Annotated in this window: 7 protein-coding genes; 2 read left to right on the top strand and 5 right to left on the bottom strand. The window is 71.4% G+C overall.

The features are described 5' to 3' along the window. A partial coding sequence (locus ACFFNX_RS03680) for a hypothetical protein (RefSeq protein ID WP_378195064.1) occupies window positions 1–397 on the top strand: 397 nt, incomplete at its 5' end. Here the strand turns inward: ACFFNX_RS03680 and ACFFNX_RS03675 are convergent. The 5 genes from ACFFNX_RS03675 to ACFFNX_RS03655 form a co-directional block, all read right to left on the bottom strand. After that, window positions 378–5,609 (bottom strand): hypothetical protein, encoded by a 5,232-nt coding sequence (locus ACFFNX_RS03675; RefSeq protein WP_378195061.1) that lies wholly within the window; start codon window positions 5,607–5,609, stop codon window positions 378–380. The two genes, ACFFNX_RS03680 and ACFFNX_RS03675, sit on opposite strands and share 20 nt — an antisense overlap. A 178-nt stretch (window positions 5,610–5,787) precedes the next feature. Beyond that, a complete protein-coding gene (locus ACFFNX_RS03670) occupies window positions 5,788–7,065 on the bottom strand; it encodes an MFS transporter (RefSeq protein ID WP_378195058.1) in 1,278 nt (425 codons plus the stop codon). 62 nt (window positions 7,066–7,127) lie between these two features. Beyond that, window positions 7,128–9,218 (bottom strand): AfsR/SARP family transcriptional regulator, encoded by a 2,091-nt coding sequence (locus ACFFNX_RS03665; protein WP_378195055.1) that lies wholly within the window; start codon window positions 9,216–9,218, stop codon window positions 7,128–7,130. Between the two features lie 99 nt (window positions 9,219–9,317). Beyond that, the gene (locus tag ACFFNX_RS03660; RefSeq protein WP_378195052.1) at window positions 9,318–10,097 is read right to left on the bottom strand and encodes a GNAT family N-acetyltransferase; all 780 of its coding nucleotides are present in this window, start codon (window positions 10,095–10,097) and stop codon (window positions 9,318–9,320) included. Between the two features lie 47 nt (window positions 10,098–10,144). Beyond that, window positions 10,145–11,107 (bottom strand): RNA polymerase sigma factor, encoded by a 963-nt coding sequence (locus ACFFNX_RS03655; RefSeq protein ID WP_378195049.1) that lies wholly within the window; start codon window positions 11,105–11,107, stop codon window positions 10,145–10,147. A gap of 93 nt (window positions 11,108–11,200) precedes the next feature. Here ACFFNX_RS03655 and ACFFNX_RS03650 point away from each other — a divergent pair, with 93 nt between their 5' ends. Continuing rightward, window positions 11,201–12,169, top strand: coding sequence for a LysR family transcriptional regulator (locus ACFFNX_RS03650; RefSeq protein WP_378195046.1), 969 nt, complete (start codon window positions 11,201–11,203; stop codon window positions 12,167–12,169). Window positions 12,170–12,398: the final 229 nt, after the last annotated feature.

The raw sequence follows: 12,398 nt of genomic DNA, 5'->3' as shown, positions 1-12,398 counted from the left end.
GGAGTACCCGTCCGGCCGGACGGTGGTGCCGCACGAAGAGGCGCGGGCGGGAGCGTACGTGGCGCTGGGCCCCGACCGCGTCGTGCTGGACCCGACCGTCGAGCTGGCGGGCCTGGGGAACGACGCGTTGTCCTTCCCCGGCCTGTACGCCGCCGTCGTCGCCTCGCTGCGCGGGTCGGGATCGGGATCGGCGAGGGCCACGCCGCGGAGCCCCGCGGCCCGCGAGCGCGCCCGCCCGGCTCGCCCTCCCCTGTTCTTGGAGACCCCGCGGGAGCCACCGCCGAACAACACCGAGACCGATGCCATCGGCCTCACATGGGTGAGGTCCCCGCACAGCAGAGGGGACTGCGTCGAGGCCGCCGTGGTCCGGCGCCGGCTCACGGCTGGAGGACGGTGACCTCGACGCAGAACTCACCGACGCTTGAGGAGGAGCTCGTCCACCGCAGGCCCGCGGCGTCGATCACGACGCTCGCGGTGCCGGTGCGGTCCTCTTCCTGGAAGAAACCGGCGAAGTGGTCCTTCTCCCTCAGCCGACGGACGTCGTTCTGGGCCAGGCGGCCGATGAAGCCCCGGGGAACGTCCAGGGCGAGATGGCTGCCGGACGGGCCGTGGAGGGCGAGGGTGAGGTCGAACGCGTAGTAGTCGTGGGCGCGCGTGCTCTCGCTGTTGCGTTCGAGGATGTTGTTCGTCTCGGCGCCCGCGCCCTCGGCGGTCTCAGTGGACCGCTCGTACGGCATCGCCTCGGCCTCGTCGGCCACATCGGCGTTCACCTTGCCGCCGAGCCCGTCGAGCTGGACGTCCCATCCCCGGGAGCCTTCCTCCCTGTGTTCGCCGCCGGTCCTTCTCTGCACGTAGGTGCGGCCCTTCAGCTCGGCCTCGGTCAGCTTCACCGCCCGGTGCAGCGCGACGCCCACGGTGATGTCGCCCTTGGCGAGCGGTATCCGGAAAGTGTGGGCGAGCAGCCGCCTGACCTGGGCCCGCAGGCTCTCCGAGCCCGAACTGCCGAAAAGCCGGATCCCCCGGCCGGTGCTCAGCTCGAACCCGGGCGGACGGGTGGCACGGGCCGGATCGTCCGGCCGGCGAGAGAGGGGGATCGTCACGTACGGCGCCCACTCACCGACCAGCGGGGCGGCGGCGAAGTCGACCTGTCCGACCAGCCGCGCCAGGTCGGCCTCCACCGGTCCCGGCCGGACCTCGGCCCAGCGGACGCCGTCGGCCGCGACCGGCCGGCGGCCGGTCGCGGGAGCCTCCGACGCCTCGGTCACGTGCTCCGGCACCAGGAGCCGTACCGCGCCCCCGGCCTCGGCGGGCGGTTCGGTCCAGATGGCCCGGTGGTCGTACCAGAATCGCTCCGCCGCGTCGCTGCCCGCGAGGTTCGCCAGACCCAGCAGCCCGCGCCGTGTCGCCGAGACGAGCTGACGTACGCCCGGGGGCGGCTCGGTGGTACCGACCAGCTCGATCGTGTACCGCACACCGTGGTTGAACTCATAGGACCGGTCCCGCGCGGTGACGCGTGAGATGTCCTTGACGTTCACCTTCTTCGCGTTCTCGACGGCGCTGCCCCGGCTGCGGCCGACCTCGGCGCTGCCGCCGCCGAACCGATGCGGCCGGTAACCGGCGCCGTAGACGACGGCCTTCACCGCGGTGGCGACCGAACGGCGCCGTCCGTGCTCGGTGATGTCGATGCCCTGGCTGCGCAGCATCAGCTTCGCGTCGGGCCGGTGCCGTACGTCGGTGGTGGGCAGGAGTTCGCCGCGGACCCGGACGCCGAGGTAACGCGTGACGCCGAGGGCGGCTTCGATCGGGATCCACGCCAGGACACCGGTGCCGAGCAGCGTGAGATGTTGTCTGCGCAGCGCGTCCTCGGAGTACCGCGCCCGCAGCACCTGCATGAGCGGCCCCGTCCCGTCCGTCGGCATTCCCCGCCGCAGCAGCAGCCCGGTCAGACGGGGTAGCACGGAGGAGGCGTCGAGCAGTTCGGGATAGGACGAACCGATGGCGAGGTTCGGGTCGACATACGTCCGCCGCACCACCGTCGGCTCGTCCTCCGACGGACGGGGCAGCCGGAGATCGGCGGCCGGCCGGTCCGGCATCAAGAAGTCCATCGCGTCGCGTGCCTCGAAGAGCGTCGTCCGGCCCGGCTGGTCCCGATCCTTCTTCGACCGGACGGCCGTCATCTCGAACACCAGACCGGACCGGTACGCGTGCGTCTGCCCGCTGTACGTGACCCGGCCGACGTCGACGCCGCCGCTCTCACCGGTGTCGGTGTCGCTCCATCTGACCGACCGTTCCCCGACGACCTGGAACTTGACCTGGTCGGTGCCGCGGCGCGTCTCTCCGGCGATCTCCTCCCCGGGCTCCCCGCGCTCGGTCTTGTTGTTCTTGACGCGGACGCGCAGCCCCACGATTCCGCTCGCGGCCAGCGACCGGTCGCGGCCCACGGACGTCCCGAGCTTGGCGTTGCCACTCGCGTAGTGCTCCAGCTCGATCTCATCGGACCACACGTACCGGGTGTCGACCGCTCGCGCCCTGAGCCGGAGCGAGTACGACCAGCCCTCCCGGTCGAACAGGTCGACGACCATTCCGTTCTCGCCGGTGAGCTCCCCGATGTTGGCCTCGAGGAAGGACGACCTGGTCACCTGCCGGATCTCGGCGGGCACGTCCCACCGCTCGCGCGGCGGCGGTTCGCCGGCGAGCCGCGCCACCTCCGTGCCCGCACGCAGCGCGAGCTCCGGCAACGCGACGATCGCGGGATACAGGCCCGGCGCGCCCTTCGACAGATCGGTCACCCGGTCCTTGGAGGGGGGCGTCGAGAGCCGGACCAGCCGGCCCAGCCTCATCAGGTCGGTCAGCCGGTGCGGAATCCGGTGCCGGTGCTGGTCGGGTACGGCGACGTGCGCGGTGGTCTCCTCGTCGGCGATGTCACGCTGGAGCCGGGCGCCGTCGTGGCTCCCCTTCTTCCCGACTCTCACCGCGACCCGGTAGCGCATCTCCCGGATGATCTCGGTGGCGGGGCCGTCGGTCTCGGTCCGGCGGTAGCCCTTGCCTCCGCCGCTCCAGGCCAGCTTCTTGGACCGTCCGTATCGTCCACCGGCGGAGACCTTCCCGATCTCCAGGTTCGTCCGGCCCAGATCGCCGAGGCGGGCGCGGCCGTCGATCGTCAGCGAGGTCTCCCACGCGTCGCCGCGGTCCGCGGAGGCTCCCTCGCCCGCGGCGTGGCGGGCGTTGACCGTGAGCTCGTGTTCGTCGGCCCCGCGCCCGCGGCCGAGCTCACCGGTCACCGAGACGTCGACGGTGTGCCCGCCCAGCATGGTGTTGTACTCGATCCCGGTCAGGACGGCGGTGAAGTCCGCCTCAAGCGCCGGGGTCCCGAAGGTCACGTCGAGCTCCCGCGCGACCTGTGCCCATTCCTGCGCCTTCGTCGCCTTCTCCCCCAGCCGGTCGAGCAGGAACCCTCGGATCTCCTCCAGCACGCGTTCGGAGCCCGGCAGCCGGGTCACGTGCCCGAGGCCGGCGCCCAGACCGGCGGCGAGCGCGGGCGGCTCCCGTGGGTCGGGACTGTGCAGGACACGGTCGGCGGGGAAGGGACCGACCAGTCCGCCGTCGGCCTCGACGACGAACTGGTACCGCGGCTCGGGCGCGGCGGACGAGGGCGCGGCGGCGGACCCTGTGGCGTCCAGTTCCGTGTAGTCGGCGGAGTACAGCCTGGCCAGCCCTCGCGCCGCCAGGCCGAGTGCCGCCCGCCACGCCGGCGGCCCCTCGCCGGTCCACGCGCTCCGGCGGATCATCACGGGTTCGCCCGACGACAGCGCGAGGTCCCGCAGGTCCTTCGGCGTACGCACCCGGCTCCCGCCGGGCAGCGGTGTCGGCTGGAACCCGAAGGTACGACTCTTCGCGGCGTGCTCGACCATACGGCGCATGGCGGGGGTCGCGTCCGCGGTGCCGGTCGCGTCCGCGCGCAGTCGCCCGGAGCGGACCTCGCCGAAGAGCGCCCTCTCGAAATCGCGCGCCTCGTCCAGCGGCACCGCGACCTCGGTCGTCACCGGTACGTCGAACGGCTCCACGCGATGGGTGGGGGAATCCACCTGGATCGACAGGTCCGCGACCGCCCGGTATCGGGTCAGTGGCGTCTTGCGCATGAGCGTGGCCTTGGGCAGCCACTGCGTGTCGACCCCGGCCGAGTGCGACCGGGACCACTTCACCGACATCCCGGCGTGGAGATACCCCTTGCCGAACAGGTCGCCGGCCTCGATGCCTCCCGCCTGGGCGCCATGGGTGTACTCGAAGAAGGCGGCGGAGGAACGCCCGCTCCGCCGGGTGCCGAGCAACCCGAGATCGTCACGGATCGTGGCGGGCGAGGTGTCCTCGTACTCCAGTCGCCGCAGCCGCCAGACCACCCGCGCGTGCCCCCGGAACGACCGGCCGAGGCCGGTCCGCACGTGCACCGGGTCCGACGTACGGCCGCTGGTCGTCCACGCCCGTGAACCGTTCTTCAGCGACTGCTCGTCGAACATGGTCGGCAGCAGGTCGGTCACGATCTCCGCGACGGCCTTCGCCGGCAGCCTGGCCGCGAGCAGCCGCCGCTGCAGCTCGGCTCCCACCTGCTCGGCGCCGACGGCGTTGACGACCAGGTGGAATCGCGCCGCCCGGTGCGCCCGCGACGCGGGGACCACGTGCTCCGGCCGCCGGGCCGGCGGCGGGACGTCGCCCCGGCGCAGGAACGACCGGGGAAAGGGCACGCGTACCAGGTCGGGCAGGACCACGTCGTGATGGGAGCGCCGGCCGTCGACGAAGACGCGGAAGTCCACGCTCGCGGTGAAGGAGTCCAGCTCGTCGACGACGGATTTGCGGCCCGCGATCGACTCGAACCTCGTCTCGCGGCGCCGGCGCGATGCGGTCGAGAACCGCAGCCGTGGCAGCCCCATGAAGACGGATGAGATCGCGGAAGAGGCGAGCCCGAAGATGGTGTTGGCCGCGGTCTCGTAGCCACGGGTCGTCTCCGTCTCCGAGGAGCGGCTCGCCGACACGCCGCCGTAGGTCACCGGATACTCCCGCGGCCGCTCCTCCGTCCCCGGCGGCCGGTGGCGGAAGTCCCGCAGCACCGGGTGGAGCCAGACCAGATGCCCGTCGACCGCGAACGCCTGCCCGGACTGCAACAGGGCGGTCCACCGGTCGTTGTCGGCGTTCGGATCCTCGGCGAGCCTCTCGGCGCCGGACGGCGTGAGGGCGGCGGTCAACCGCTGTCTGATGGCCGCACGGACCCGCGACGTGACCTGCGGGGGAAGCCCCTGGACGACACGCTCGGCGGTGGCCGCCGCATCGCTCGGCAGGTCGACCCGCTCGACGGCCGTGTCGCCCAGCGCGTCGTCCTCGACGAACCAGGGCGGCGCCTTCGGCTCAGGCGCACGCGGGGGCTCGGGCTCCCGAGACGGCGGCCGTCCGTCGTCGATCGCCCCGGCAAGCCAGGCGAAGTCCCGGAAAAAGTCGTCATCCTCGGGCGGCGGCTCGGAGATCCCGGATCCGGAGTCCAGCGACATCGCCCGTGCCTGCACGCAGAAGGCGCCGCCGCTCCGGCTGGGCGTACGCCATGGCCGGTTCCGTTCGGTCACTCGTATCCTCACGCCCGAGACTGGTCGTTGACGCTACGAGGAAATGTGCTCTTGTCTCGGCAATGACGCGTTAAGGGCGATTGAACAGCCCGCTACCAATAAAGGCCGGGCCGTTTCCGCGAGGTTAATGCGACGCGGCAGAAAAGATCGGTACCGGAGTCTTGAACATGCGTGCCGGTCAGGTGTTCCCCTCCGGCTGGATGCTCTTCGCCGCCGGGACCGCGGCCGTACGTCGCCGGGCCCGCAGGGCGCGCGGCACCGTGGCGAGAAAGAGGATGAGGCCCGCGGAGGTGAGCACGAGGCCCGCGCAGACGGTCGACAGGGTCCCCAGGCCGGCGCCCAGGGTGACCGCTCCGCCGAGGGCGCCCAGGGCGTTGGCCAGGTTGAGGGCGGCCAGGTTGAGCGCGCCGACGAGAGTGGGAGCCTCGGGGGCGAACCTGGTCAACAGCACCTGGATCGCGGGGATCGCGAACATCATCGTGCTCCCGACGCCGAACAGCGACAGGAAGAGCACGTCCAGGTTCTCCCCGAACAGCCCGAGCAGGATCAGGACCACCAGGACACCGGCATAACCGCCGGCCAGCACGCGGAGCGGGTGGGCGTCGGCCGCGCGCCCGCCGAGCGCGTTCCCGGCCGCCATGCCCACCCCGAAGATCGCCAGTGCGATCGGGATCATCGCCGCGTCCGCCAGGGCGGCGTCGGTCACGAACAGGCCGATGAAGGTGTAGACCGCGAAGATGCTGGAGATGCCCAGCGCGGCGACCGCCATCGTCACCCACACCATCGGCCGCCGCAGCGCGCTCAGCTCCCGGCCGACGGGCGCCCCGTCCAGGTCCGCGGTACGCGGCAGCCACGCCAGCAGGGCCGCCCCGGCCAGCGCCCCGACTCCCGCGACGGTCACGTACAGCGCGCGCCAGCCCGCGCTCTGGCCGATGAACGTACCGACCGGGGAACCGACGACGGTCGCGACCGTCAGCCCGGTCATCACCGTCGCGAAGGCCTTACCGCCTTTCCCGGGGCCGTAGACGTACGCGGCGACGACCGCACCGGCGCCGAAGTAGGCGCCCTGCACCGTGCCGGTGACGAACCGCCCGGCGATCAGAACCCAGATGTCCGGCGCGATCGCGGACAGCCCGTTGCCCGCCAGGAAGAGACCGACCAGGCCGAGCAGCAGGGTCCGGCGGTTCGGCCGCGCGAAGACCAGGGTGATCACCGGCGAGCCGACCATCACTCCGATCGCGTACGCCGTGATCGCCCACGTCGCCAGCGGCACCGAGGCGTGGAACTCGGAGGCGAACAGCTGGATGACGCCGTTGCTGCCGAACTCCCCCGACCCGATCGCGAACGTGCCCAGAGCCAGCGCGAACAACGTCAGTCTGCGGTTCGGCCGCTGGTGCCCCGGCCGGTGGCGGCGCTCCTCGGCCTCGCACTGGCCCCTGTAGGCGTGTCCGTACATTTCCCGCCCTCCGTATCCGGGACGGGAACGCTAGCCGGGCGTAGTGGAAATCGACTGGACGATCACTGCACGGGGCCTTCCCCGAGCTCCGGTCGAGTTTGCTGAGGACGTCGCCGAGGTTCGTATGGACATATCCCTGCTCGAGTGGAAGAACCCGGTACGCCGGCCACCGCCGGCGGCGGAACCGGCGTCCGATGCGGTCGCAGGGCGACCTGCTCGTTGAAACTGCTGTGCGGGTAGTGCCGCAACAGCCGGCTGGTGGCCTCCTCCCGTTCGCGCTCGGTGTCGGTCGTGGCGCAGAGTTCCCTCGCGTACGCCTTCACCAGGAGGTGGGAGGAGAACCGGCCGGCGCCGTGCTCCTGGAACAGCGCCACCTGCGACAGCTCCCGCAGGAGCTCGCGGGCCTCCCGCGCGTCCAGCCCGGCCAGACTGGCGTACGCGGCCGAGGAGACCTCCGGGCAGAGGGTCAACGACGAGAGCCGGAAGAGCCGCGCGGCGCCGCGGCTCAACTGCCGGTAGGACCAGGCGAAGGCGGCACGCGGATCACTGACGCCGGTTCCGCTGGGGAAGGCGCCCAGCAGGCCCTCGTCGTCTCTCAACTCGGCGGCCACCGAGGCCGGCGAGAGCTGCGGACGTGCGCTGATCCGCGCCGCCACGATCGCGAGGGCCAGCGGCAGCCGGCCGCACGACGTGACGATCTCGTCGATGACCTCGTCATCCGCCCCGGGCGGAAGCGGCGGCAGGCGCCGCTCCAGCAGCGCGTGCGCCTCCGGCATGTCGGGCACGTCGACGTGCAGCAGATGGGCGCCGTCGAACGCCGCCAGCCCGACCAGCGGTGTCCGGCTGGTCACCAGGACGACGCTCTCGGCGGAGTTGGGAAGCAGCGGCCGGACCTGCGAGACGTCGCGAGCGCTGTCGAGCAGCACCAGAAGGTTCCTGCGCGCGGTCAGGCTCCGGTACATGCCCACCAGCGAGTCGAAGGTGTCCGGGATCCACTGCGCGGGCACGCCGAGGGCGTGCAGGAGAGACCTCAACGCGTCGCCGACCGGCAGCGCCTCGGTCTCGTTTCCCCGCAGGTAGAGGTAGAGCTGGCCGTCCGCCAGCCGCTCGGCGATCCGGCCGGCGAAACGGAGGGCGAGCGTCGACTTGCCGACCCCGCCCATACCGTCCATCGCCACGATCAGCGGGCCCGTGCGCTCGCCTTCGCGCCGGTTCTCGAAAAGGCGTGTCAGGGTCGACAGTTCGGCGGCGCGCCCCACGAAGTTCGGCAGATCCGGGGGAAGCTGCGCGGGCCTGACGAGCGGAGCCAGGCAGGCCGAGCCGATCTGCCCGGGGGCCACACCGCGACCGGTTCGCGACGCCTCGGCTCCGTCGTGTCGATCCGGTGCCGCGACATTCTGCTCCAGCACCTGGCGGTGCGCCTCTCTCAGGCCCGGTCCCGGGTCGATGCCCAGTTCTCCGGTGAGGCGGTCGCGCACGGCCCCGAAGACGGACAGCGCTTCGGCCTGCCGGCCCGCCGCGGCCAGGGTTCGCACCAAGAGCGCGTGGACCGGTTCGTTCAGCGGCCCCATGCCGGCCGCCCGCCGCAGTATCGGCAGCGCCAGGGCCGGCCGGCCCTGGCGCATGGCGAGCTCGGCGGCCTCCATGGCGGCCTCGAAGAACTCGCTTTCGAGAGCCGACAGGACCGCCGTCGCCGCCGCGCTCTCGGCCAGGCCGTCGCCCGGCGATCCGTGCCACAGACGAAGACCCTGGAGATAGCGGTCGAGCGCGTCGTCCGGACGGTCCTGGCGCAGATCCGCACTCGCCATGTCGACCTGTCGCCGGAAGGCGGCCAGGTCCAGGTGATCCGCGTCGGCGACGAAGCGGTAGCCGTTCCCGTGCCGGAGCAGCCATGAGCCCTGGGCGCGTGCCGTCAGTTCCGGCTCCAGCAGGCGGCGCAGCGCGCCCACGTACTTGTGGATCACGTTGACCGCGCTGGCCGGAGGGTCGTCGGCCCACAGCAGGTCGATCAGCTCGGCCACGCTGGTCGGACTTCCGGCGCGAACGGCCAAGAGGGCCAGCAGGCAACGCTGCTGCCAGGGTCCGGCGGCCAGCTCGACGTCGCCCCGCCAGATCCGCAGGGGACCGAGAATCTGAATACGCACTTCTTCCATCGGCGTTCCGCCTCTGAACCGTCCCTTGTCTCCGAACACGCCGACCGGCCCTCCGGTGACCGCCTGGCCGCCGGTTCTCCGTCCGTACGCCGCCTGCGGTCAGTCCCCCGTCTCGTCCGCCGGATCGAACCCGAACAGGCGGTAGTGCGAGACGGTCGTGAACCCGATGCGTTCGTAGACCGGCCGCCCCATCGAACTCGCCTGAAGTGTGGCGACATCGTGGCCCGCCTCCCGGGCGACCCGCAACGACTCCAGCGTGAGGGCCGTCGCGACACCACGACGCCGGTACGCCTCGTCGGTGGCGATGCAGTAGAGCGCCGCGACGTCGGCGCCCAGCGACACCACCGACGTGCCGACGGTCTTCCCGTCGACGACGCCCGCGAGATGGATCAGCTGCGGATCTCGCGCCAGGTAGTCCACCTTCGACTCGACGAGCCGGTCGATCCCGCTCTCCGGGAAGCCGAGCGGGCCGGCGTAGGCGCACACGAGTTCCCGTAGGCCCGGCCGGTCGGTGACGTGCCGGATCGCCAGTCCCTCGGGGGCCGGCGCCTCCACGACGTCGGTGAGATCCACCGCCATGATGGGCATGAGGGTGGTCTCCCTGGCCCCGTGGGCGAGAAGGTGCTCGGCCACGCCATCGTCGCTGTCGTCTCCGACCCACCAGGACCACGACGACCCGGCCAGGCGCCGCTTGGCCTCGGCGATCGCCTCGCCCAGCGGCACGTCCCGTGCCCGCATCACCCCGTTGAAGAGCGCGTGCGGGATGTTCGACCGGTAGATCGGCAGATCGACGTCAGGGGCGGCCTCGGCCCAGCCGGTCCAAAAGCGCCGGTTCGCGGCCAGCTGGGGTTCGAGGTCATGAATCGAGTGTTCTGTCATGCCAGCATGATGCGGGCCGGACGTGGGTGGTTCGATCCCGTGCCCGGTCATCTCGGGTGCTCTGGGTCACACGCGGGTGCCGGGCGGGGCGCGTAGAAGAGGCGTACCGACTGAATCCGGCCCTCCGCCTCCTTGAGCAACCAGGTGATCGCCGGAGGGCAGTGGTCCGGGTCCTCCGGCGGGTTGACGAACTGGTTCTCCCAGATGGTGAGGCCGGGCCCCGCCACGACATTGGTCAGCCGGTACCGGACGCCGTCGGCGTAGTCGGAGGCGAACACCGCGAAGAGCGAGGAGAAGCCGATCAGCCGGTCGCCGGTCGGCCAGGTGATCTCGACCTCGGGTGACCACCGCCCGCTCAGGGACGCCTCCGGCGTGGCGGACGGGACCGAGGACAGCACCGCGATCGCCTCTTCCCGGCGTTCGGCCGTCAGCGCCGTGATGTCGTCGTGCCGCTCCGCGACCGTGCCGGGCAGCGCGCCGGCCAGCCGTCTACGGGCCTCGCTGAGCCGGCTTCGCACCGTCCCCACCGGGACTCCGCACACCTGCGCGATCTCCTGGTACGACGTGATCTGCGTGAAGTACCGCAGAATCGCCGCCTCGCGTACGGTCGGGGTCAGCCTCATCAAGCCGTCCCAGATCCAGTCACGTGTCGCGTGGCGCTCGACGATCAGGGCCGGGTCATCGATGAAGGACGTCCCGGCCGAGCCGTCCGGGAGACCGACGGGGAGCGGCGGCCGGGTCCGGAGCCGCATGCGGCAGTTGTTGCGCACGATCGCCTTGAGCCAGGCGCTCACCGCCGTGGGATCCCTCAGATCTCCCAGCCGGGACATCGCCGTGATGGCGGCGTCCTGGCAGACGTCCTCGGCGTCCGCGCTGTTTCCCAAGATGCCGTATGCCACGGCGTACATGCCGCCATAATGAATCTTGAGCAGAATTCCGAGGCTTCCCAGATCGCCTTGCCGCGCCGCTCGGACCAGGTCGATCGAGCTCTCCCCTCGCTCGGCGTGCATGTCACCTCCCTTACAACCGCAGTCACCGTGGGCCGCACGCATTCCACTGGCCTCGACACTTGCCTCGCTATAGTGCTGAAAAGGGGGTAAATCATGGATCTTCGGCAGATCGAGTTCTTTGTTGCGGTGGCCGAAGAGCTCAACTTCACGCGGGCCGCCGAGCTGATGTACGTCACCCAGTCGGGGCTGTCCTCCTCGATCCGCGGCCTTGAGCGGGAGCTGAACGCCCAGCTCTTCGACCGCACGCCGCGCGCCGTCGCGCTCACCCCGGCCGGCCATGCCTTCCTGCCGCGCGCCCGCCGCATGCTGCACGACGCCCGCGCCGCACTCCGGGAGCTGGCGGACGGCTCGACGCACGGGGTCCTCAGCCTCGGCTGCGAGCAGTGTCTCGGCGACCTGGTCGACCTGGCCGACCTGATCGCGTCGTTCCACACGCGGTTCCCCGCCGTCTCGATCCGGTTCGAGCAGCTCGGCACGCAGGCCGTCTTCGACCAGTTGCTCCGAGGCGAGCTGAACGCCGCGTTCCTCGCTCAGCCCGGCGCGTTCGTCGCCCCGCTCCCCGGCCGGAAGCTGGACTCGTTCGAGGTGGCCCGCGAGCACTTCGAGCTGGTGATGAGACCCGATCACCCCTTGGCCTCCCGGGACGAGGTGACCTGGCCCGACCTGGAGGAGCACTCCTTCGTCGACTTCGGCGAGACGTGGACGGCACGCCGGATCGTCGACTCCGCCTTCACCGCGCGCCGCCTCGCGCGACGCGTGGCGTTCACCGTCAACGACATGCACATCCTGATGGAACTGGTGCAGAAGGGACTGGGCGTGGCGCTCGTGCCCGCGCCGCTCGCCGGCAAGCCGGAGGCCGGCGGGCTGGTGCGGCGAACGTTCCGCGAACCGGACCTGCAGTGGGTCGTGCACTTCGTCACCACGGAGGACAGCGGCCCACCGGTCCGGCTGCTCTCCGAAATGGTGTTCACCGCCGAGACTGTGGCCGCGACGCGGCAGGACCTCGGAGCGGGGACGAGCCCCTTGGAACCCACGGAAGTGACGCAGGCCGGCTCGGCGTAGGGGACGCCGAGCCGGCCGCGTTCCTGGGGGGAGGGGGAAAGGCCGATCGCGGCCGACGCGTACCGGCACGACGACCTCGGGCTCCTGGGCTGCCGGTGCTGCACGTAACCGCTCCTTTCGCCTATCCGCGAGTCACGCTAGGCGGAGCCGGTCGGTAGCGTCCAACAAGATCCCGCCATGACTGTCATGCGAGATCGGCGTGGTTGGAACACGATCTTGCCTCGTTAAG

This window comes from Actinoallomurus acaciae, from assembly GCF_042429965.1.
Classification (GTDB): domain Bacteria; phylum Actinomycetota; class Actinomycetes; order Streptosporangiales; family Streptosporangiaceae; genus Actinoallomurus; species Actinoallomurus acaciae.
The sequence above is the reverse complement of the archived record's forward strand: the minus strand, read 5'-3'. Positions and strand labels throughout refer to the sequence as shown.

What these genes read in the sequence shown, in the direction of transcription:
- ACFFNX_RS03660 (WP_378195052.1), bottom strand. Translation starts at nt 10,097, where the DNA reads ATGACAGAACACTCGATTCATGACCTCGAACCCCAGCTGGCCGCGAAC.
- ACFFNX_RS03665 (WP_378195055.1), bottom strand. Translation starts at nt 9,218, where the DNA reads ATGGAAGAAGTGCGTATTCAGATTCTCGGTCCCCTGCGGATCTGGCGG.
- ACFFNX_RS03670 (WP_378195058.1), bottom strand. Translation starts at nt 7,065, where the DNA reads ATGTACGGACACGCCTACAGGGGCCAGTGCGAGGCCGAGGAGCGCCGC.
- ACFFNX_RS03655 (WP_378195049.1), bottom strand. Translation starts at nt 11,107, where the DNA reads ATGCACGCCGAGCGAGGGGAGAGCTCGATCGACCTGGTCCGAGCGGCG.
- ACFFNX_RS03650 (WP_378195046.1), top strand. Translation starts at nt 11,201, where the DNA reads ATGGATCTTCGGCAGATCGAGTTCTTTGTTGCGGTGGCCGAAGAGCTC.